14 protein-coding genes and 1 pseudogene are annotated in these 23,596 nt (G+C 35.1%); 1 reads left to right on the forward strand and 14 read right to left on the reverse strand.

The annotated features are described in order from the left end of the window. Window positions 1–23: 23 nt before the first annotated feature. Window positions 24–620: a SprT-like domain-containing protein gene (locus tag FEZ18_RS02790; RefSeq protein WP_153266915.1), complete on the reverse strand. Its 597-nt coding sequence runs from the start codon at window positions 618–620 to the stop codon at window positions 24–26. 16 nt (window positions 621–636) lie between these two features. Next, on the reverse strand, window positions 637–2,421 hold the full coding sequence (argS, locus tag FEZ18_RS02795) for an arginine--tRNA ligase (RefSeq protein ID WP_153266916.1): 1,785 nt from the start codon (window positions 2,419–2,421) through the stop codon (window positions 637–639). Between the two features lie 400 nt (window positions 2,422–2,821). Between argS and FEZ18_RS02800 the strand changes: the two genes are divergently transcribed. Next, window positions 2,822–3,670 carry a sensor histidine kinase gene (locus tag FEZ18_RS02800; RefSeq protein ID WP_153266917.1) on the forward strand — a complete coding sequence of 283 codons (849 nt, stop codon included), beginning with the start codon at window positions 2,822–2,824 and terminating at the stop codon, window positions 3,668–3,670. A gap of 378 nt (window positions 3,671–4,048) precedes the next feature. Here FEZ18_RS02800 and ctlX read toward each other — a convergent pair whose 3' ends face one another. The 12 genes and pseudogenes from ctlX to pflB form a co-directional block, all read right to left on the reverse strand. Continuing rightward, entirely contained in the window at window positions 4,049–4,984 is a 936-nt protein-coding gene (ctlX, locus tag FEZ18_RS02805; RefSeq protein ID WP_153266918.1) for a citrulline utilization hydrolase CtlX, read from the reverse strand. Window positions 4,985–5,149: 165 nt separating this feature from the next. Further along, on the reverse strand, window positions 5,150–5,674 hold the full coding sequence (locus tag FEZ18_RS02810) for a methyltransferase (RefSeq protein ID WP_153266919.1): 525 nt from the start codon (window positions 5,672–5,674) through the stop codon (window positions 5,150–5,152). Window positions 5,675–5,743: 69 nt separating this feature from the next. Then, window positions 5,744–6,805, reverse strand: coding sequence for a 3-oxoacyl-ACP synthase III family protein (locus FEZ18_RS02815; protein WP_153266920.1), 1,062 nt, complete (start codon window positions 6,803–6,805; stop codon window positions 5,744–5,746). A gap of 104 nt (window positions 6,806–6,909) precedes the next feature. Then, the gene (gene gcvP / locus FEZ18_RS02820) at window positions 6,910–9,762 is read right to left on the reverse strand and encodes an aminomethyl-transferring glycine dehydrogenase (protein WP_153266921.1); all 2,853 of its coding nucleotides are present in this window, start codon (window positions 9,760–9,762) and stop codon (window positions 6,910–6,912) included. A 1,155-nt stretch (window positions 9,763–10,917) separates the two neighbouring features. Beyond that, the gene (locus FEZ18_RS02825; protein WP_228122826.1) at window positions 10,918–11,181 is read right to left on the reverse strand and encodes a hypothetical protein; all 264 of its coding nucleotides are present in this window, start codon (window positions 11,179–11,181) and stop codon (window positions 10,918–10,920) included. 2 nt (window positions 11,182–11,183) lie between these two features. After that, window positions 11,184–11,737 (reverse strand): annotated as a pseudogene (locus tag FEZ18_RS02830) (sigma-70 family RNA polymerase sigma factor). 187 nt (window positions 11,738–11,924) lie between these two features. Then, a complete protein-coding gene (gene tsaA / locus FEZ18_RS02835) occupies window positions 11,925–12,896 on the reverse strand; it encodes a tRNA (N6-threonylcarbamoyladenosine(37)-N6)-methyltransferase TrmO (protein WP_153266923.1) in 972 nt (323 codons plus the stop codon). A gap of 45 nt (window positions 12,897–12,941) precedes the next feature. Further along, window positions 12,942–14,018 carry an iron ABC transporter substrate-binding protein gene (locus FEZ18_RS02840; RefSeq protein ID WP_153266924.1) on the reverse strand — a complete coding sequence of 359 codons (1,077 nt, stop codon included), beginning with the start codon at window positions 14,016–14,018 and terminating at the stop codon, window positions 12,942–12,944. 6 nt (window positions 14,019–14,024) lie between these two features. Then, entirely contained in the window at window positions 14,025–16,463 is a 2,439-nt protein-coding gene (locus tag FEZ18_RS02845) for a TonB-dependent receptor (RefSeq protein WP_153266925.1), read from the reverse strand. Window positions 16,464–17,167: 704 nt separating this feature from the next. Beyond that, window positions 17,168–19,897: a pyruvate, phosphate dikinase gene (gene ppdK / locus FEZ18_RS02850; RefSeq protein ID WP_153266926.1), complete on the reverse strand. Its 2,730-nt coding sequence runs from the start codon at window positions 19,895–19,897 to the stop codon at window positions 17,168–17,170. A gap of 366 nt (window positions 19,898–20,263) precedes the next feature. Beyond that, the gene (gene pflA / locus FEZ18_RS02855) at window positions 20,264–21,016 is read right to left on the reverse strand and encodes a pyruvate formate-lyase-activating protein (protein ID WP_228122828.1); all 753 of its coding nucleotides are present in this window, start codon (window positions 21,014–21,016) and stop codon (window positions 20,264–20,266) included. Between the two features lie 77 nt (window positions 21,017–21,093). After that, window positions 21,094–23,319 (reverse strand): formate C-acetyltransferase, encoded by a 2,226-nt coding sequence (gene pflB / locus FEZ18_RS02860; protein ID WP_153266927.1) that lies wholly within the window; start codon window positions 23,317–23,319, stop codon window positions 21,094–21,096. Window positions 23,320–23,596: the final 277 nt, after the last annotated feature.

Genomic DNA, 23,596 nt, shown 5'->3' on the forward strand with positions numbered 1-23,596 from the left:
TTTTAACGCTGCCTAAGATACTATTAATTTATAATTTCTACCTCGGCATTTGGGTTGAAAAGATACATCTTTCCGGTTTTAAGCTCAATACACTCATGTCGTTTTACACGTTTATGTCCCTTTCTAAATATTCTACCGTTGTAAATTTTAAAAGTAGTCCCAAAGGGCACTTCAAAAACATAAATCTTACCGTTGGGCGGATCAAATTGTTTTAAGGCTAAAGCCAATTCTGTATCGGTATCACTAGAGGCTTTGGGATTTTTAAAATGATTTGCCAAAAGCGGCAGTATTGTACTAGGGAAAATGCCAGGGTTTAAAAACGGTAACATTAAATGCTGAAAACTGCGTTTCCATTCCACACCATGTGGTTTTATAAAGCGGCCATAGGTTTTATAGGCTTCAAAATGTGCGATTTCATGAATTAAGGTGATTAAAAACCGGTAGGCATTCAAATTGGAATTTATGGTTATTTGATGCTTACCATCTGGCATTTGCCTGTAATCGCCATGACGCGTTTTGCGTTCTTTTTTAATTATAACCGTTAAATTATCGTGTTCCAAAAGTCTTAAAACTTGTGGAATAGACGATTTCGGGATATAATCTTGAAGGCTATTCTGCATCTTATAAAAAGATAAATTACATACGTTCTGGAACTTCAATCCCTAAAACAGCAAATGCGTTTTTTATTGTTAAAGCTACTTGGTTTGAAAGCTGTACTCTAAATATTTTATCTGAGGTATTATCTGCTCCTAAAATAGAAACGTTTTGGTAGAACGAATTAAAGGCCTTTACCAATTCGTAAGTATAATTAGCAACTAGAGCCGGACTGTGCTGCGCCGCCGCGTTTTGAATAAGCTCCGGAAACAATTGAAGCTGTTTAATAAGTTCTTTCTCTTTAGGATCTAATACCCTGTCGTTTGGATTTAAAGCCACAGCATAATCAAAATTGGCTTTTCTAATTATAGATTGAATTCTGGCATAAGTATATTGAATGAATGGCCCAGTATTGCCCTGAAAATCTATAGACTCTTTCGGATCGAACAAAATACGCTTTTTAGGATCTACTTTTAGTATGAAATATTTTAAGGCGCCTAAACCTATTATTTTATAGAGTTCTTGTTTTTCCTGTTCTGAATAACCATCGAGCTTTCCTAATTCTTCAGAAATTTCTCCAGCAGTTTTGGTCATTTCATCAATCAAATCGTCGGCATCGACCACGGTTCCCTCTCGACTTTTCATTTTTCCGCTAGGTAAATCAACCATACCGTAACTTAAATGGTATAGATTTTTGGCCCAATCGAATCCTAATTTTTTAAGTATTAAGAATAATACTTGAAAGTGATAATCCTGCTCGTTACCCACGGTATACACCATTCCTCCAACATCGGGAAAATCCTTAATTCGTTGTATAGCCGTGCCAATATCTTGGGTCATGTAAACCGCTGTACCATCTGCGCGTTGCACTATCTTTTTATCCAATCCCTCTTCGGTTAAGTCACACCAAATTGAACCATCGTCTTCGGCAACAAAAACACCAGTTTTTAAACCCTCTGCCACAAATTCTTTTCCTAAGAGATAGGTATTGCTTTCGTAATATAATGTATCGAAATCTACCCCGAGGTTTTTGTAGGTGGTATCAAAACCTTCATAAACCCAACCATTCATTTTTTTCCAAAGGGCGACAACTTCTTTGTCTCCAGCCTCCCATTTTAAAAGCATCTCTTGAGCTTCTAATATTAAAGGTGCTTTCTTTTTAGCCTCTTCGGCACTTAGCCCCTCAGAAATTAAATTCTCTATCTGTTTTTTATATTCTTGATCGAATTTCACATAGTAATTACCCACGAGTTTGTCTCCTTTAATTCCAGTGCTTTCAGGAGTTTCACCATGACCAAATTTTTTCCAAGCTAGCATGCTTTTACAAATATGAATACCTCTGTCGTTTATAATTTGAGTTTTATAAACTTTTTTTCCAGAAGCTTTTAAAATTTCGGCAACACTGTAGCCTAATAAATTATTTCTAATGTGTCCTAAATGCAGGGGCTTATTGGTATTTGGTGAAGAATACTCGACCATTATCGCCTTTTCTTCTTTATTTACACTTGAAAACCCGTAGTTTTCTTCTTCGAGCATATGGTTAAAAACTGTAGCGAAATAACCATCGGTAATTTCTATATTTAAAAAGCCTTTTACAACATTAAAATCCTTAACCGCATCTATATGGGTAACCAAATATTTACCAATAGTTTCTCCTATTTGCACAGGATTCCCCTTAATAAACCGCAACATAGGGAAAATTACAACCGTGATATCACCAGCAAATTCTTTTCTAGTTGCCTGAAACTCTACGGTCTCAATTTCTTTATTATAGGCCGCCTTTAAGGCATCTTTAACGTGATTGGACAATATATTTTGAAGACTCATGTTATATTACTTTTTAAGTGCGCAAAGATAAAATTTTATTATCTCATTTTAACATTAATTAACCTTAATGTAGAGTTTACATTAACTAGGGACTTGCTAAGACTTGCTAAGGCTAGGCACTATTTTTGATAAAATCTAGTGTATTGTGCCATATAAATTTGAAAAATAAAATTAAAACCTTGTTAAAATTAAGCATAAGCTAGGAATTTTAGTTAATTTAATGCTGCGCTTTTAAGTTATGGCAATAAGGAGATTATCTCGTGTATACCGTAAAATGGTCTGAATTAAAATATTCTATGAGAACGTTATTATCCATTATTATTAACTAATAGCTCTGTGTTCATCCCAAACAACAGAGCTACAAACGTTTTTTACAACCAATCGTTTTTAAAAGACAAAAATGATTTCACGCTTCAGATTATTTTATTTCTTAGTCGTATTATTGATTGTTGGTTTGATTTTAATATTGATTTTTAAGCAATCGGGAAACGATTTAAAACACACCAAAAAACGTCACGATAAAATAAAAACCGAAAACAAAACTCTTAGAAAACAAATAAAAGCACTGCAAAACGACAACCAATTAAAGGATAGACTATTCTCTATTATTTCGCACGATTTAAAAGACTCTATATCGCCTGTTAAAGGGCTTATTGATTTACTAAAGGACGGCACCTTAACACGCCAAGAATTCGACGATTTAATACCCGAGCTAAGCGAAAACACCGATAACGCCTGTTTATTATTATTCAATTTATTAAATTGGTCTAAATCTCAAATGAAAGTTTTAAAGGCCAAACCAAGTGCTTTTAATGTTCAAGAAGTTATTGATGACAAAATTAAATTATACAAACCACGTGCTAAAAACAAGAATATTACGCTTAAAAACCAGACGAAACCAAATGTTGTTTATGCCGATAGAGATATGTTTGAAATTGTTTTTCAGAATTTACTAGCAAACGCATTAAAATTTAGTGATTCTGGAGCATCGATAACCATTTCTACCCAAGAAAAAGCAGATACTTGTATTATTACCGTTGCCGACACCGGTATAGGTATCCCTAAGAAAAACCTAAATAAACTTTTTAAAAGTACTAATTTATCAACTCGTGGTACTAATAATGAAAAAGGAACAGGTTTAGGACTCTCCATTTGCAAAGAATTAGTGGCACTTAATTCTGGCAAAATCTGGGTAGAAAGCATTCAAAATATTGGCAGCACGTTTTATGTAGAATTACCAAAACCTTAAAGGCCTCACTAAATTTTTTACTTGTATACACACCAAACTTACGGATGGTTATAAGTTTCTTTTCTAATGTCTAGTTGAAGAATTGCTAATGTAATCAAGCTTATTACTTGTATGTTATACCAAATTAGCCATGTCATGTCTCCTATAATTAATTTACTCACATCTTTCTATGTTATAAAAAGGTGTTCATGATGTGCTTCGCAGTTCTTTTTCGCCCATATTTCGGTAGAACATAAAACTATACCTTTGGCAATGCTTTGATTTTAGCTCACACTCATATTATAGTAAAAAAAAGAGTTGGCGAATCTGCGATTTCTATCTTATCTGAACAAAAAATAACTCAAATTAACCATACAACATTTCAAAATTGAATAGGTTTTAGGTTTTAGGTAAAAACACCTCAGCCATCATACATCTAGCACTTCCACCACCACAAGCCTCAATAGTATCTAAAGAACTTGATAAAATTTTACCGTGTTTTTCTAGTGCACTTATCTGATTTGCCGATAAGCAATTGAAAGCCGCTTGACTCATCACGATGTATAAATCATCATTGTTGTTTTTAAGCTGTAGCATATTACCCGCAAAATTACTCACCTGATTTTCTGAAATATCAATAATTTCTTTCTTGGTTTCTTTTAAATATTTAACGAGGTTTTTGCGCTCTTTTTTATCGTCAATACTATCTAAGCATACCACAGCAAAGGTTTCGCCTAAACACATCATGACATTGGTGTGGTATATAGGCAAACGCTTTTCTTGTATTGTTTGATATGCAGTAAAAACAACTGGGGTAAATTCGAAATCCTCACAAAACTCTATGAATAAATCTTCATGAGCGCGCGGAGATAAGGCACAATAAGCTATCCCATTTGTACGATCTAACACGACACTGCCCGTGCCTTCAAGGAAAACATTTTCTTCTTCGGCACTCGTATAATCGACTATTTGTTTAATTTCAAATCCTTCTTCTTCTACGCGTACCAAAACATCTTCACGGCGCTCTAAACGCCGGTTTTCTGCAAACATGGGGTATAAACCAACAGTTCCGTTATCATGGAAAGAGATCCAATTGTTAGGAAATATAGAATCGGGGGTATCAAATTCATCTGTATCATTTACCACCATAACATGTACACCAATACCTCTTAGTTTTTCTACAAATCCATCAAATTCTTGTTGGGCTTTTACATTAACAGTTTCTGGTAGTAAGCTGTCTATAACTTTTTGATAATAGTTATTTACAGCCGTTTGCTCGTTCATCCTAAAATTTATAGGACGAACCATTAATATGGTATTTGTAGTTTGTTGCATGCGCTTAAAATTTGAACTACAAAAGTATAACTATTTTGCAATAGAAAATAGTTAATTTGAAGCTTTGAAATTTAAAAATCAAAACCGCGTAACATTTAAGAATAACATAACGCGTTAGGTTTTTGTAAGGTGAAAAATGAAGAATTTACTAGGTGTTTTAAATGCTTATTTTACGCGCTCGGCATAAACTATATAGTATCTTGGCGCAAACCAGCGTAATAACGGACGTAAACCTATTTTTTTTGTTGGGTTTGTCCACTTTTCTCTATCCATAATTTTCCAACCAGCTTTTTCTAGCAACCAATCGAATTGCCAATCTTCAAATTCATGAAAATGCCTATCTAACATATCTGTTTTACTTCTATACGCAGAAGAAAACCATAATCGAAGCGGTACACTAGCTACTAATGTATTGGCTTGTATAGATTGTAAAACGGTAAATGGAGATAACAAATGTTCGAATATTTCGAAGGCCACAACAACCTCAGATTCCGAGTTTTTAATAGTTGATGTATCTACGTCTAAATCTTCTCCTTTAGTGTTTTCAACGTTATAACCATGCTCTTGCATAATTTTGGTTAACGGATTTACAACGCCTAAATCTAAAATTGGTTGAGAAGTAGAAATGTGTTTCTTCAAAAACTCAATAGTAAGCTTATAGCGTTTACTCGGAAAGCTTTTTTCGTACATCCAAACATTTGTTTTTTTTATTTCCGCGAAAGCGAAAATTTCTGGCAATTTATAAAGCGAAAATATATACTATACTTTGTAAACAATTGCGTTAATATTCATACCTGCACCAACACTAGCGAATAATACAATATCACCTTTATTAATTGCATGGTTTTCTAATTCTCCTTTTAAAATTAAATCATACAAAGTAGGGATGGTGGCCACACTAGAATTACCCAATTTACCAATAGTCATTGGCATGATATCCTTAGGCATTTTTAAGTTATAAAGCTTGTAAAACCGTTTTACAATAGCCTCATCCATTTTTTCATTAGCCTGGTGAATGAGTATCTTTTTTACATCTTTAATGTCTACGCCACTTTTATCTAAGCACGCTTTCATGGCTTGTGGAACGTTCACAATAGCAAATTCATAAATTTTTCTGCCATACATTTTTATGTATCGACGTTTATCACTTACCTCTTGATTATTGGTCTCTCCAAAATGTATAAAATGTGCCTCATCTAAAGCATAGGTTGCTGTTTCGTGTGCTATAATACCACCAGTTTCTTCATTTGTAGATTCTACAATAACAGCACCGGCACCATCACTATAAATCATGGAGTCCCTGTCGTGCGGATCGATAACACGCGACAAGGTTTCGGCACCTATAACTAAACATTTTTTTGCCAACCCAGAGCTTATAAATGCTTTGGCTTGAATAACGCCTTCTATCCAACCAGGACAACCAAAAAGGATATCGTAACCAACACATTTTGGATTTTCAATCTTTAAAAGATGCTTAACTCTTGAGGCAATACTTGGAATGGTATCACTTTGCTCGGTGTTGTATTTTACATCTCCGTAGTTATGAGCTACAATAATATAATCTATATCTTCACGATTAATATTTGCATTTTCTATGGCTTTTTCAGCAGCAAAAAAGGCGATATCGGAAGTGTTTAACTTTTTATCGGCATACCTACGTTCACCTATCCCAGTGATGGCTTTAAATTTTTCTACAATGACTTCATTTGGAGCATTAATAGCAGAACCATCTGTATTTAAAAACTGATTCTCGTAAAAATCTTCATTCTTTTTGACAGTATTTGGTATGTAACTACCAGTCCCTGTTATTTTTATAGTCATAAAATAAAATATCGGCTTTAATTGTAAACTAAATACTAAGATAGCAGTTTACAATTAAAAGCCAAGTTAATTTAATCTCAATTTTACGATGTTCAAAAGCCAAATTAAACTTCGGCATAGGCCTCTATAGGCGCACATGAACAAATTAAATTTCTATCGCCATAAGCATCGTCAACACGTCTTACACTTGGCCAAAACTTATTGTCTTTAACATACTCCAACGGAAAGGCCGCCTGTTCTCTTGAATATGGGAAATTCCACTCGTCGCTAGTCACCATATCTAAAGTATGCGGTGCGTTTTTAAGCACATTGGTAAGCTCGTCTTTTGAGGCTTGTTCAATTTCTTTACGTATTGAAATCATGGCATCACAAAAACGATCTATTTCCGCCTTACTCTCGCTTTCTGTAGGCTCGATCATTAAAGTTCCTGCAACAGGAAATGATACGGTTGGTGCATGAAAACCATAATCCATTAAGCGTTTTGTAATGTCGGTCACTTCGATGCCGTTAGCTTTAAACGCTCTACAATCTACAATCATTTCGTGAGCGGCACGCCCGCGTTCACCAGAATATAAAGTTTCAAAACTGCCCTCTAAACGCGCTTTGATATAATTAGAATTTAAAATAGCCACCTTAGTTGCTTGCGTTAAGCCCTCTGCGCCCAACATTTTTATGTATCCATAAGAAATTAAACACACTAAAGCTGAGCCAAAAGGTGCGGCAGAAATTGCAGAAATAGCCTGTTCTCCACCAGTTTTAACTATGGGATTACCCGGTAAAAATGGCACAAGCTGCTTAGCCACACAAATAGGCCCTACACCAGGACCACCACCACCGTGAGGAATTGCGAAGGTTTTATGTAAGTTTAAATGGCAAACATCTGCTCCAATATTTCCTGGATTGGTTAATCCAACTTGGGCATTCATATTAGCGCCATCCATATAAACTTGTCCGCCGTTATCGTGAACAATTTGAGTTATTTCCTTAATGTCCGATTCATAAACGCCATGTGTAGATGGATAAGTAACCATTAAGCAGGATAAATTATCTTTATGCAATTCTGCTTTTTCGCGTAAATCATTGACATCAATATTACCTTCTGCGGTAGACTTTGTAACCACCACTTTCATGCCAGCCATAACTGCACTTGCAGGATTTGTACCATGTGCAGAAGACGGGATTAAACAGATATTACGGTGATGATCGCCACGCGATTCGTGATACGCTTTTATAACCATAAGCCCAGCAAACTCGCCTTGGGCGCCAGAGTTTGGCTGTAAAGAGGTGGCTGCAAAACCTGTAATTTCTGTGAGTTGATCTTCTAATTCTTTTAACATTTTTAAATACCCTTTGGCCTGTTTGAGCGGCGCAAAAGGATGAATATTACCCCATTTAAACCAACTTAAAGGCAGCATTTCTGCAGCGGCGTTAAGCTTCATGGTACATGATCCCAGCGGAATCATAGAATGGTTTAATGCCAAATCTTTACGCTCTAAAGATTTTATATATCGCATTAATTCGGTTTCAGAATGGTGGGAATTAAATACCGAATGCGTTAAAAACTCAGAGTTTCTTTTAAGGGTTTCTGGTATAATATCATTTACCTCATTCACATGAGTGACTGTTATGGTTTCTTTCTTGGCAGCTTCTGCAAACACAGAAATTAAGTTGTTAATATCTGTAATAGAAGTTGTTTCATTAATAGAAATCGTAACAGTGTCTTTATCTGGGTAGTATAAATTTATCTTTTTTGCATTCGCAATCTTCTTTATTTTTTTGGCCTTAGTTTTAATTTGCAGGGTATCAAAATACGAGGTATTTGCTTGTTCGAAACCTAATTTTGATAATGCATCGGCTAAAGCAGCGGCCTTATTATGCACTTTGTTAGCGATAAAACTCAAGCCTTTAGGCCCGTGATACACGGCATACATGCTGGCCATAACAGCTAAAAGTACTTGGGCTGTACAAATGTTAGAAGTGGCTTTATCGCGTTTTATATGCTGCTCACGTGTTTGTAGTGCCATACGTAAGGCTCTGTTGCCATTGGCATCGATCGTTACACCAATAATACGACCTGGAAGCTCACGTTTATAGGCCTCTTTGGTTGCAAAGAACGCCGCATGTGGTCCACCATAACCCATTGGTATACCGAAGCGTTGTGTTGTGCCCACCACTACATCGGCTCCAAATTTACCTGGTGCTTCTAATTTCACTAAGCTCAAAATGTCGGCAGCTACGGCTACTTTTATATCGGCAGCATTCGCTTTTGATATAAACGATTTAATATCGGTTATCTGACCGTGTTTCCCAGGATATTGCAATAAAGCACCGAAAAATTCATTTGAAAAATTAAAAGTATCCTCGTTCCCAACCACTAATTCAATACCGATAGGATTGGCTCTAGTTTCCAGAAGAGATCGTGTTTGGGGTAAAATGTTTTCTGAAACAAAAAATTTATTTATGCCCGCTTTTTTCTGACTGCGTTCACGAACCGAAAATAGTAGTCCCATAGCTTCTGCTGCAGCCGTACTTTCGTCGAGTAAGGAAGCATTGGCAATTTCCATACCTGTTAAATCAATAACCATGGTTTGAAAATTTAAAAGAGCTTCTAATCTGCCTTGAGCAATTTCAGCTTGATATGGCGTGTAAGCTGTGTACCAACCTGGATTTTCGAATACATTTCGTTGAATTACAGCTGGTAAAACAGTAGGATGATACCCCAAGCCAATATATGTTGTATATACTTTATTTAGTTTAGATAGCTCATGGGCATGAAGTAGATACTCATGCTCGGTCATGGGCTCGTCTAGTTTTAACCCGTTTTTTAAACGAATATCATCTGGGACAGTTTCGTTTATTAATTGATCTAAGGAGTCTACACCTATGGTTTTTAACATCAAATTTTGGTCGTCTTCTCGAGGTCCAATATGGCGAAGTGCAAAAGCTTTTGTGTTCATTAGAAATGATTTTTTAGTCTTTAAAGTGCAAAAATAAGCAATAATAAGCTTGACCTACAGATAAATCTAAAAGTTTTTAAGCTTTTTAAACTATTATTAACGCTTTGTTTATTTTGGCGAAATGAGGCGCTTACAGTACATTTTTAAAGTATATGATAACCGTAGTATTCACGTCGCCTTATCTGTGTTTTTATTAACTTAAATTACCCTAATCGAATTTAATTATGGTTTGATACGAACATGTTATACCTTGTTTTTTTCGCGACCATGGTTGGCTATAATTTTATTAAAGAATTTTGAAATAACTGATTATCATTAATGTCCGATAAAAGACATAAGACCGCTTCGCTTTTAGATATTAGAACCAAGACTAGATTCTAGATAACTGATTGACAGAAGTGAATTGAATAATAAAACATCTCATCGCACTCTTTATAATTGTTTTATATAAACAAGGTATCATTTTAAAAGACGCGTCAAGTTCTTTATTTAAAAAAGATTTACGATTATAAAACGTTTTTAGCCGGACACTAATGACTGATTATTATAAACCAACGCTTGCGACAAGGTTAAAAACCACGCCATCAATTTCGATTTCTAGGTTTGTTTTATGCGCTCCTATTTGGTTCAATTAAATGAAAATACTCCCAGTGGTATTACAATTTTGAGATTTATCACTTTTTTGTTCGCCAAGCCTTTTCTACCCAAGCATTTCATTCATAAAAAGAAACAGGATTTAAGAAATACTAGCAGTATAAAAATTTATGCAATTGCCTTGGTTTAAACTGGTGTATCTGTGTTGTTGCCTTTATTACATTTACAACATAACCTATTGGCGCCAGACGTTTTACTTACTGTATTGCAACGTTTTATTTTTGTGGTAGTTTTAATGTTTCCTTTTGAGCTTAGGGGTTTAAAGTACGACCACCCAAAACTCGCAAGAATTCCTCAACGCATAGGAATACAACGAACTAACATAGTAGGCATGACGCTTTTGATACTCTTTTTTCTCATTGAATTTCTTAAGAATGAAGCGTCCATTTTAAGTGTCATGGTGCTTTTAATATTTTTAGAAGTTATGCGCACAAATTATTACAGTGGCTTTTGGGATGAAAGCTTACCTGTATTATGACTTATACTAATCCTTAATACACGCTAATCTGAATGTTCGTTAATCGCTTTTTTCAAGGTGGTTTTCATAGCTGCCTTACATGATTCATCTAAACATTCTAATTTAGATTCTTTAAGTTTTTTGGTAAGCTTAATATTATTTTTTGTGAATTTTTTACAGGCGCCACAAAACCACAAGTGTAGGTACAGTTTTAGTTTCTCAAAAAGTGAGGCTTCTTTATACTGCACTTTATCACAAATGTGATTGGCTTCTTTGCAAGTGCATATTATTTTCTTCTTTTTGCTCATAATTAAAGCCAATTTTCTTTTAAGCAATGGGCCATAGCTTTTCGTGCTCTGTGAATAGTTACCCATAGGTTAGACGCTGTTATGTTTAAGGCATTACAAATAACCTCGGTTTCGAAACCTTGAATGGTTTTCATTTTAAAAACTTGAGCTTGCTTTTCTGGCAACTTGGCTAAACATTCGTTTATTGCATCGGCTAATTCGGAATTTCGCAAAGCATCTTCAGCCGTTTTATCGTACGGATCTGCCACTCGCTCTTCCAACCAATCGCCTTCAGTTTCTATATTATTGTTATAAGCAATGCGAACTTCAGCCTTACCTTTTGTAGAATTTATTTTGCGGTAGTGATCAATAATTTTTCTTTTAAGATAGAAATTAACCATGTACGCTCGTTGGCTTCTCCCTTAAAATTTTTCATGGACTTTAAAGCCGCCAAGAAAGTATCCTGCACTAAATCTTGAGCAACATCCCTGCTACTAACCCTTGTAATCGTGTAGTTATATAAATAGTCTGAATATAAATCAATCCACCTATCTGGGTCTATGTGATGCTTAAGCACTTTAGAAGCCATTCTTTTCTTTTTGAATATCAAAAATACGCTAATAAAATGGATTTTTTATTTTTAATAGAATGAAGAAGAAAATTGGTAATACTAAAAAGTCTCACCCTTTTTAAAACTCATGTATACAGTACCAAAATATACATTTCTTTAAGGGTAAGACTTTTGTTTAAAAAACTCCAAATTATTAAATATAAATTTTTTCAGAATCTGCTAAAGCGGTAAGCTTCACATTAAACAATGTATTTAAATCTAATTCTAAGATTTTAAAAGCGGCTGCTGTAGTCATTTCTTTAAACTGAGCTACAATTTTTGGATCTTTATTTTTATTTTGTTTAAAAGTCTTGAATACAGTACTATAATTAGGCATAACCTGGTCTATCTTGTCGTGTATATCATCTTTGGCCAAAACCTCAACTTGTAAGTTACACGCTTTATGTTTTAGAATTAATGAAAACACGTTGCCATCTAATAAGGTTAATTTTTTATTACCAATCGTGCAGCCAGTTACCAATTGAACACCATCAATAAAACAAGATTGAGTTCTAACTTCAGCTTCAATATTTACTAAATTATCTGTTTGTTTTTCAATCTCTTTAAGCGCTAAAAAAGATGCTATAACGCCTAAAGACGAACCTACGCAGTAATGCCCATGAATCTGACCTGTTTTAAGTAATAAGGCCTCTACTTTATTCTTTTCTATTAGTGTTTCTATGTCGACCCTAGGATTTTCTTTATATCTTGGAATGTAGAGCGGATGTGTTTCAACTAAAATAGTATCTGCATTCTTAATATCTAAAATAGGGGTGTCATTTATGGCATCTATACCTGTAACATATAATTTATTTTTAACTCTTTTAATCAGTTTTACGGTGGTGGTACCAATATTATTTGGTCTTCTAGGGCTTCTACAAGCAAAAACACCGCGATGCTCGCCTAAAGGGGTTTCACAGATGAAATTAAAATCCTCAGATTTATGGAAATAAAAAAACACCTTAATGAATTCTAGCTTTTCTATTGCAAATAAACCATCCTCAAATTCTTTGTTGATTTCTAAAACCGTTACCGAATTTTTAATGTAATCTACTTCTGAGAAATCTACAGGTTCGTTAAAATCATTTCTAACATAACCAATTGGTTTTAATTTAAAGGTTTCCATATTATTTGTTTTATGTCTATCTAAAATTTATTTGTTTTCCTGATATTACAAGTTGCTTTTATCTAATTTGTTAAAACTGTGCTTAAAGGCATCCAAGCTAATATTCCTACCTAAAAAGGTGGTTAATATTTCATTTAATTTCTCACGTATAGTAATGTCTTTAAAAGCATCTGGGTAAATTGTTTTAGCAATGTACCAAGAATTGGCTAGCACCATTTCGTAATTGGTAGAGTAATTGTTATACCCAAACGTACAAAACAACTGGTCTTTTTTTACAGCGTTTAGGCTATGGAAAAGTGTCGGATTTGAATTGTAGTCTTCTTTAACCAAATTAATTCCGGACTCATCGACGAAAACAAAGTCTGGATTCCAGATTAATAACTTCTCCTTATCTATAGAAACACCTTTTACCTCTGAACTGTTATTATCCTCTGAAGCCACATTTTTGGCATTCGCAAATATAAAAGGCGGATAATTTATTTGAGTGGAATAAAAACCACGAGCGCCTTGATAAGACACTCCACCTATATATACTTTTGGCTTACTCGTAATATTACGCGTTCTCTCCTCTAGCTCTTCAATATTCGTTTTGATATAAGAAATTAAAGCGTTGGCACGTTCATTTTTATTAATAATTCGCCCTACCAATTTAAGAGTGTCAAATAATTCATCTTGCTCTACCGCCATCTCTGGTGTTTCAATCACTACGACAGGAACACCTGTTTTTGCTTGTAAAGCATCGGCATTAGCCATGGTGGTAAAAGATAAAAATATAACGTCTGGTCGCACTCTTAGAATTAATTCTGCTTCACCACCGTGCTGTGGTCCAATACGCGGTAGCTCACTAATTTCTGGATTGGCTAAATTGTAAGGCCTTGTCATGTCACGACCTTCATTTTGCTCGACACCAACAATAAGGGCTAAAGCATCCATATACAACAAAGTTCTAAGAGATCCAGGACCTAAACCTACAACCCGATCTACTTTTTTTGGGACATGAATTTCTCTACCTAACCTATCGATAACTAAAAGGGTGTTTTCATTAGCCTTTTTATTGCTATTACAGCTTGTAAGCTGAAGTAACAATAAGAAAGCCATTAATATTGCTAATTTACTTTTCATAATTTTTTAGAGCATTATGGTTATGGAGCCTACTATAGTTCTGGGTGCCCCAAAAAAGTATGATGCACTACCGTTTTGCCCATCGTCCCAGGCCGATACAATACCAATATATTTTCTGTCTAAAACATTTTTCATTTCTAAGCTAAAAGAACAAGAACTTAGCACTTTGTTAAACTTGGTATTGTACTTAATAGCCGCATCAAAAACAGTGAAATCTGAAACTTTTTCTATGTTTGTAGCATCTCCAAATCGCTCTCCTGTGTAAGTCATGGCAGCATTAAAGCTCAATCCGTTTTTGTTATACATAATTCCCGTTTTCACCATTTCTGAAGGCGTAGCAGGCAATTGATTATCTTTTATAAGTATAGTTTCTATGTTGCCTCCTCTTACAAAACTCATATTTTCATCGTAAGTCATTTTTGTATATGACGGATGTAGGAAATATACCCAATTTTTATAAAAATTAAAATACGTTTCTAATTCTAAGCCATACCCAGTTACTGTGCCGCTATTTTGGTTGTAATTAACGTTAATGGTTGGATCTAAAATATTAGAAATTAAATTCTGTTGCTTATTGTAAAAGGCGGTTGCGTATATTTTAACCTTATTTTTAGTGAAGTTTATACCCAAGTCGAAATTATCTGAGGTTTCCATCTCATAAGAATCCATAAGGCTTTGGTAGGTCATGTTGTTCGCTAAAAACACGTCCCGATTATTTAGGTACGTATTAAAGGTTGGCCCATATTTATACGGTCTCATATAACTTCTGCCATAATTTAAATACATATCTAGGTTATTAGAAAACTTATAACCGATACCAACCGATGTTAAAAACGCGTCGTGCTTTAATTTTTTAGTGTTCAAATCTGGATCTGATGTCGGACTATATGCATCTATAGCTGTTGATAAAAAACGCTCAGTTCCTGGCTCTTGGTTATACATATATCTCAGACCAACTTGAGCCTTGAACTTATTGAAGCTTCGAGACAATTTAACATATGGGTTATGTATAGTGGTGTTGCCATCACTTACAGATTTGTAATTATTTCGCCATTTAAATTCTAATCCATCACTTAAAATAAAATAATCTTTGGTGTTTAAATCGCTTTCAAAAGACTCGAACCAATAGCCAAAGGCATAATTGTAATCACTAATTTTTCCAGACCAATTCGCTGTAATACCAATTTGACTTAAATCTCTAGTATTGTCTCTTTTCATGGGTTGCATGCCAGAACCACGTGTAAAACTATAGTCTGCCTCTTCTTTGGTATAATACACTTTGAAGCTACCTTTATTGCTACGGTCTTTAGTGTAATTTAAACTTGCGATGCTTAAATGGTTTTTAAAATCGCCCTTATTATAATCGAAATAAAAACGATCTTGAGCAAGCACACCCGTTAATTCGTCATTAAAATCTAATGTATAATTATCTTTATAATCTTGTATTTGACCATAATTAAAACCTCTTAAATTATGTTTAAACACATCGTTGTAATTGTACATTAATTCAAGCTCTAACTTATCGCCTAATTTCTGATTTACCCCAGCCGTGACATGGTTTCGTTCACCTAATACCCCTAGTCCTTTCCATTTTTGTGCCTCGGTGTACGAGTAAGAAATAAAGGCCGATGTATTTGTTTTTAATTCTTTACTATCTAATCTTAAAAAAGTTCTTTTAAAATCGTCGGTTCCATAAGATTGTTTAGTTTCTATCTCGGCAACCTTAGTAGGTCTTTTATATCTAATATCGATACTACCACCACGGTTACCATTGGCCGAGAAAACATCAGCAGGAATCGCACCTTTATGCAGGGTAATGCTCTCTAAGTTTTCAGCATCATAAATATCATTTCTAGCTCCTACAGGACTAATACCATAATTTGGAATGCCATCGGTTGTTGTACCACTATAATAATCACTTACACCACGAATACGCATATCGGTTTCACTAAGCCCGTAAGCATCGGCAGATTGCACAGAAACCGAAGGCACAATATTTAAAACATTATAAATGTTATTGTTTCCAGAAACCCCAACAAGTTCTAAACCTTTTCTAGTAATTTTTGTGCCCGTATGCAAAGCATCTTCTATCTTTTTTGTCGGCTGAGTTGGTGTAGCAAAAAGTAAAATCTCTTCTAAAGACACATCAAAACTGTTGAGTTGTATATCTACAACAACTTGCTCATTGGTGTTTAACTCAACTGCTTTTTGGTTATATTTAAACCCTTCTAAATAAAAATACACAGTGTAATAATTCTGCTCTAGATCTTTAAAGGTAAATTTACCGTTACTGTCTGTTGTCGTTTTTCTGGATGAAGGACTTAAAGTTACCTCCACATTGGGAATGGGTTGATTGTTTTTCTCGTTTGTTACAGTACCAGTTATAGACTGGGAATGGGCACTACAAAGGCACATAAAAAAAATAATAAAGCTAATGGATTTCATAAAAAAAAGTTATCAAAATTTAACACAAAACTACTCGAGTAATACTTTCTTTAACAAAAGTAATACTTATATTTAAATTAGTAATACTTTTATAGATAAAAATTATACTCTTTGGGTTTTTGCTGAGACTAAAACCTAGTAAACCTTTTACTTTGAGAGTTTTAGAGCAAAAACAATCTGCTTTTAAACTGTTGTTTTTTTAGCTCATTTTTATGTCATTTTTACGATTATCAAGCTCTAACCAATATTTATATATAACCTCACGACTACTGGCGCTATGAGTATTTATGAATATTGGGGTACTAATACTTAAAAAAAAAAAAAATGCTCATGCATTAGGCTTCGCTTTTTAAATTTTATGGAGTCCTTCTCTACATTGAATTAGAATATCGATTCATAATATAAAAAAAACAAACCCCCAAACTAACATGTAGCCTGGGGGTTTTGTTTTCGTACAGTAATATTTTAAAACATTAATGTCTGACAAAAGACATAAGACCGCTTCGCTAATAGACATAAGAACCAAGACTTGATTCTAACTAACTGATAAACAGAAGTACTTTAAATTAACAAAATAGTTCCTTTAAATCTTAATCATTATTTCAAATAAGCAAGGTGACATTTTAAAAAACGTGCAAAATTCTTAATTTTAAAAGGATTGACAGCATTATAATATTTTTAATCGGACACTAGTGATTTTAAAATTACAAGGTGTCTTTTATAGACGCTTGTGCCGACACCAATCGTGCAATGGGAACTCTATAAGGTGAGCAACTCACATAATTCATACCCGTTTTATAACAAAATTCTACAGAGCTAGGTTCGCCACCATGTTCGCCACATATTCCCACTTCTAAATTTGGTTTCACACTTCGCCCTCTTTCTGTACCAATTTTTACTAATTGACCAACGCCTTCTTGATCTAAAATTTCGAAAGGATCATGTTCTAAAATGCCTTTTTCAATATAAATTGGTAAAAATTTGCCAGCATCATCACGGGAATACCCAAATGTCATTTGAGTTAAATCGTTCGTTCCAAAAGAGAAGAAATCGGCTTTTTCTGCTATTAAATCTGCCACTAAAGTCGCCCGAGGAATTTCTATCATCGTTCCTACGGAATATGCAATGGAATCCTTTCGTTCTTCAAAGATTTTATTAGCTGTTGTTCTAATAATGTCATTCTGCATGTCAAACTCTTTAACGGTGCCAATTAATGGTATCATTATTTCTGGTTTACAAATAACGCCCTTTGCTTTTAAATTAAGAGCGGCTTCAATAATGGCACGTGTTTGCATTTCGGTAATTTCAGGATAGGTATTACCTAATCTACAACCGCGATGGCCTAGCATGGGATTAAATTCCTCGAGATCTGCGACTTTGTTTTTAACGTCGTCTAAAGAAATGCCCATCTGTTTAGCAAGTGCTTTTTGAGTGACTAATTGATGAGGTACAAACTCATGAAATGGCGGATCTAACAATCGAATGGTTACAGATAAACCTTCCATAACTTCCAAAACCTCTTCAAAATCGGTGCGTTGCATAGGCAGTAATTTTTCCAAAGCTTTTTTTCGACCCTCTTCGGTATCCGAAAGAATCATTTCCCGCATCGCTTTTATTCTATCGGCTTCAAAAAACATGTGTTCTGTTCTGGTTAAGCCAATACCTTGCGCACCAAAATCGCGTGCTGTTTTCGCATCAGCAGGATTATCGGCATTGGCTCTTACTTTCATCACAGCATATTTATCGACAAGGGTCATAAGTTCTGCAAACTCACCACTCAGCTTGGCCTCCATGGTGGCCACTTCGCCCTCATAGATATCTCCTGTAGAACCGTTTAATGAAATCCAATCGCCTTCATGATATTCTTTATTATCTACAATGAGTTTTCTCTTTTTATAGTCAATCCTTAAAGCACCAGCTCCAGACACGCAGCATTTCCCCATACCACGGGCTACAACCGCAGCATGCGAAGTCATACCACCGCGAGCCGTTAAAATACCTTTGGCTAGATTCATGCCTTCTAAATCTTCTGGCGATGTTTCAATCCTTACAAGAATACTGTTATTGTATTTACTTGCTTCATCTGCAAAAAACACTATTTGGCCAGACGCTGCGCCAGGAGAAGCTGGCAAACCGTGAGCGATAACTTTCGCGTTTCTTATGGCCTTTGGATCAAATATAGGATGCAAAAGTTCTTGCAATTTATTGGGCTCTACAGATAGTAAAGCTTCCTTTTCTGTAATGATGCCCTCTTTTACTAAATCTATAGCAATTTTAACCATGGCCGCACCAGTACGTTTTCCGCTTCTGGTTTGTAAAATCCAGAGTTTTCCATCTTGAATGGTGAACTCTAAATCTTGCATATCGCGATAGTGCTTTTCTAAAATTTCTTGATAGGTATTTAGCTCTTTAAAAACAGAAGGCATTAATTCTTCTAAAGATGGGTAATTTTTGGCCCGTTCTTCTTCATCAACCTTAGCCAATTCGGCCCAACGTACCGAGCCTAGTTTAGTAATTTGTTGTGGTGTTCGGGTACCAGCAACCACATCTTCGCCTTGCGCATTAATTAAATACTCTCCATTAAATACATTTTCACCTGTTCCAGAATCGCGTGTAAAACAAACCCCTGTGCCCGAGTTGTTCCCCATATTACCATAAACCATCGCTTGCACGTTTACTGCGGTGCCCCACTCTGCTGGAAAGCCATTCATGTTTCGGTAATATACAGCTCTATCTGTGTTCCAGCTGTTAAATACAGCTATTATGGCACCCCAAAGCTGATCCCATGGATTTGTTGGAAAATCATGCCCTGTTTGTGTCTTGACAGCTACTTTAAAATCTTGAACGAGATCCTTTAAATCTTGAACAGTAAAATCGGTGTCTAATGTGATACCTCTTTCTGCTTTAAGAGTATCCATGATTTCTTCAAAGGGATCAATGTCTTCTTTTGTTTCGGGTTTCATCCCTAAAACTACCCCGCCATACATTTGAATAAAACGACGATAGGAGTCCCATGCAAACTGTTCATTATTAGTTTTTTTTGCTAAACCTTGTACCACCTCATCATTAATACCTAAATTTAAAACAGTATCCATCATACCGGGCATAGATACCCTTGCCCCAGAGCGTACCGAAACTAATAACGGATTATCTTTATCTCCAAAACCTGACCCCAATAACGACTCAAGGTTTAACACAGATTGCTCCACCTCTTGCTTAATCAACTCGATAACGGCTTTCTCACCCAGCGCGTTATACTCGGTACAAACCTCGGTTGTAATTGTAAAGCCAGGAGGCACGGGAATACCAAGAGCACTCATTTCTGCCAAATTTGCGCCTTTACCGCCTAACAGGTTTTTCATTTTACTGTTTCCATCGGCTGTTTTAGCACCGAATTTGTAAACTCTAGGCTTTACATTTTCAAGTTTTTTCATGTTGTTAATTTTAAATTCCTTCGGGTTAAATGAATTAAGGATGGCCAAAAATATAAGTTAAAAAAAAGACTGTTTATGACATAAATCATATAATACTTAAAAAAACAGCCTATTTTTTAAACTATTCTGATTATTGCACCTTTAAATCGCTATCTATAAAAAATACGATAATTAATATACGAGAAATAAGATTTTAATGCAGTACCAAAGCTAGACTTAGTTCATGGAAATGACAACCTCCTTAACATAGCTTTTAGATATTAATAGAAAAAAGACTTAAAAAAGATTTTTATTTCGCATTCCACAAACCAAATGACGTATTGATAAATACTGAAGCTCTTGAGATACACTAAGAAAAGTGTGTATTTAATTGATTTTAACTTCTTTGAAGTAGTTTTTAAGAAGATTTGATGCGGCTTGTAATTCTTGTTCGGTATTTTCTCGGGCATCTTTTAGTTGATAGTCCCAACCTAGGGCTTCCCATTTGTGAATGCCGAGTTTATGGTAAGGCTGAATTTCAATTTTTTCAATCGTTTTATAATCCTTAAAATGCGCGCCTAAAGCGTGTAATAATTCTGGATTATCTGTAACTCCGGGAATTAAAACATAGCGTAACCACATTTTTTTACCCGATGCTTCTCTGTGTTTTGCTAGATTAAAGGCAATATCTTTATTAGGTTTACCTGTTAAAGCCACGTAACCAGCCTCTGTGACGTGTTTTATATCTAGCATGATTAAATCGGCATAATCGTCTAATAATTCTTTTGAAAAACTATTTAATATTCTACCATTAGTATCAATATTGGTATGAATACCTTCTGCTTTCAATCTTTTAAACAAAGGAATAAGGGCTTTGGCTTGTAATAATGGTTCGCCACCAGAGACGGTAACGCCACCTTTTTCACCAAAATAAGATTTCATTTTAAGAGCCATTTCTACCAATTCTTCTATTTGATATGCTTTACCGCCAGAGGTATCAATAGAATCTGGATTATGGCAATACAGACATTTTAATTTACAGCCTTGTAAAAATATGATAAAACGAATGCCTGGACCATCGTGTGTTCCAAAAGATTCGATAGAGTGTACATTTAATATGTTATGGTCTGTTTTGATCATCGGGAATTTTAAATGAAGCACCTGAATAAAACTGACTAACTCATTATTCAGGTGCTTTTCAAAATTTTAGCAATAAATTACATCGATTCGTGAAACGATCGTGTAATAACCTCCAATTGCTGCTCTTTTGTTAATCTTACAAAGTTTACGGCGTAACCAGACACTCGAATGGTTAATTGCGGATATTCTTCTGGGCGCTCCATGGCATCCAATAAAGTTTCCTTGTCTAACACATTCACATTAACGTGCTGGGCGTTTCTTGAAAAATACCCATCAATTATAGTGGCTAAATTTTCAATTTGCTCGGCTTTACAAGCTCCCAATGATTTTGGTACTACCGAAAAGGTGTTTGAAATACCGTCTTGAGAATCTTCATAATTAATTTTAGCTACCGAGTTTAACGATGCTATAGCCCCATTGGCATCACGACCGTGCATAGGGTTGGCTCCTGGTGCAAAGGGCACCCCTTTTGCTCTGCCATCTGGTGTTGCGCCCGTTTTTTTACCATAGGCCACGTTAGAGGTAATGGTTAACACAGACATGGTGGGTTGGGCATTTTTGTATACTGGTAGTTGTTTTAATTCGTGGTTAAAATCGGCAACAGCTTGCGCAGCCAAGACATCTACTCTATCATCATCATTACCATAACAAGGAAATTCACCTTCAATTTTAAAATCTACTGTTAAACCATCTTCATCTCTAATGGGTTTTACTTTAGCGTATTTAATAGCTGATAGCGAATCGGCTACAATAGATAAACCTGCAATACCATAGGCAATATCAATTTTTGGATTGGTATCTATTAAAGCCATCTGTGCTTTTTCGTAGTAGTATTTATCGTGCATGTAGTGAATAATATTCATCGAATCGTTATACACACGTGCCACTTCCTTCATGGCTATTTTAAAGTTAGCCATTACTTTGTCGAAATCTAAATACTCACAGTCACAAGGCTCAATGCCATCTACCATTTGCACTCCAGTTTCTTCGCAGCGCCCGCCATTAACGGCTAACAATAAGGTTTTAGCGAGGTTGGTACGTGCACCAAAAAACTGAATAGATTTTCCTAACTCTTGGTACGACACACAACAAGCAATACCATAATCGTCTGAACCTCTGCTCTTTCTCATTAAGCTATCATTCTCAAACTGAATTGAAGAGGTATCAATAGAAACTTTAGCACAATAATCTTTAAAGTTTTGTGGTAAATCTTCAGACCAAAGAATGGTCATGTTTGGCTCTGGCGATGGTCCTAAATTATAAAGTGTGTTTAAGAAACGGAATGATGTTTTAGTCACTTTTGTTCTACCGTCTTCAAACATACCACCAATGGCTTCGGTTACCCAAGTAGGATCGCCTGCAAAGATCTCGTCGTAAGCATTCATTCTTAAATGGCGTACCATGCGCAATTTCATTACAAATTGATCGATGTATTCTTGAGCTTCTTCCTCGGTAATTACACCGTCTTGTAAATCGTTTTCTATATAAATATCTAAAAATGTAGAGACATTACCTAAAGACATAGCAGCACCATCTTGTTCTTTTACGGCGGCCAAATATGCCATATAAGTCCATTGTACAGCTTCTTGCGCATTTTTTGCCGGACGACTTAAATCTAAATTATATTTAGAACCTAAGTCTAGCATTTCTTTTAAGGCCTTTATTTGTTCTGAAACCTCTTCGCGTAAACGAATTACAGCATCAGTCATAGGACCCGTAATATTTTCTAGATCTCCTTTTTTTGCTTCAATTAAAAAATTGATACCATAAAGTGCGACACGACGGTAATCCCCTATAATTCTACCTCTGGCATAATTGTCGGGTAAACCGGTTAAAAATCCTAAAGAGCGAAATTTTAAAATTTCAGTATTATAAGCGTCAAAAACACCATCATTGTGTGTTTTTACGTATTTTGAAAACAGCTCTGTAATGGTTTCATCGGGTGCAACACCTTGTTCAGACAAAGCTTTTTGAACCACTTTAAAACCACCAAAAGGCTTCATGGTTCGCTTTAATAATTCGTCGGTTTGTAAACCAACTATAACTTCGTTCGCTTTATCGATATATCCAGCACTAAAGGCACTAACAGTAGAAATAGTTTTAGTATCTACGCAGCGTACACCATTATTTTGTCTTTCTTCCTGAGTGGCCGACTTACAGATATCCCAAAGTTTTTGAGTTTTATTGCTGGGTCCAACTAAAAACTCATGCGTTCCGTGATAAGGCGTTATGTTATTTATAACAAAATCTCTTACATTGACTGTTTCAGTCCAAATCCCGTTTCTAAATTGTTTTACTTCCATTGGTATCATGAATTAGTTTTTCAAGAAAATCTCTGTACTTTACACTTTCAAAAATAGATATCGACGCTAATTAAAAACCTGACATTTGTCATTAAATCAATAAAACGACATCATCTTAAACCTTAATTTTATTACGAAAACGATTGAGTAGCAGTTTTTTAAAATAAGAAAATTAGATTTTTAACTGATAACAAAAACATTTACAAAACGATTTTTCAATAAGCTTAATATTTTACCATAAAAAAGTTAAAAAAATAGAATATTGATAAAAATCACC

It is taken from the genome of Oceanihabitans sp. IOP_32 (assembly GCF_009498295.1).
GTDB lineage: Bacteria > Bacteroidota > Bacteroidia > Flavobacteriales > Flavobacteriaceae > Wocania > Wocania indica.

Bases quoted from the DNA above. Each gene is read 5' to 3' on its own strand.
- FEZ18_RS02790 (WP_153266915.1), bottom strand. From the start codon at position 620: ATGCAGAATAGCCTTCAAGATTATATCCCGAAATCGTCTATTCCACAA.
- argS (WP_153266916.1), bottom strand. From the start codon at position 2,421: ATGAGTCTTCAAAATATATTGTCCAATCACGTTAAAGATGCCTTAAAG.
- FEZ18_RS02800 (WP_153266917.1), top strand. From the start codon at position 2,822: ATGATTTCACGCTTCAGATTATTTTATTTCTTAGTCGTATTATTGATT.
- ctlX (WP_153266918.1), bottom strand. From the start codon at position 4,984: ATGCAACAAACTACAAATACCATATTAATGGTTCGTCCTATAAATTTT.
- FEZ18_RS02810 (WP_153266919.1), bottom strand. From the start codon at position 5,674: ATGTACGAAAAAAGCTTTCCGAGTAAACGCTATAAGCTTACTATTGAG.
- FEZ18_RS02815 (WP_153266920.1), bottom strand. From the start codon at position 6,805: ATGACTATAAAAATAACAGGGACTGGTAGTTACATACCAAATACTGTC.
- gcvP (WP_153266921.1), bottom strand. From the start codon at position 9,762: ATGAACACAAAAGCTTTTGCACTTCGCCATATTGGACCTCGAGAAGAC.
- FEZ18_RS02825 (WP_228122826.1), bottom strand. From the start codon at position 11,181: ATGAGCAAAAAGAAGAAAATAATATGCACTTGCAAAGAAGCCAATCAC.
- tsaA (WP_153266923.1), bottom strand. From the start codon at position 12,896: ATGGAAACCTTTAAATTAAAACCAATTGGTTATGTTAGAAATGATTTT.
- FEZ18_RS02840 (WP_153266924.1), bottom strand. From the start codon at position 14,018: ATGAAAAGTAAATTAGCAATATTAATGGCTTTCTTATTGTTACTTCAG.
- FEZ18_RS02845 (WP_153266925.1), bottom strand. From the start codon at position 16,463: ATGAAATCCATTAGCTTTATTATTTTTTTTATGTGCCTTTGTAGTGCC.
- ppdK (WP_153266926.1), bottom strand. From the start codon at position 19,897: ATGAAAAAACTTGAAAATGTAAAGCCTAGAGTTTACAAATTCGGTGCT.
- pflA (WP_228122828.1), bottom strand. From the start codon at position 21,016: ATGATCAAAACAGACCATAACATATTAAATGTACACTCTATCGAATCT.
- pflB (WP_153266927.1), bottom strand. From the start codon at position 23,319: ATGGAAGTAAAACAATTTAGAAACGGGATTTGGACTGAAACAGTCAAT.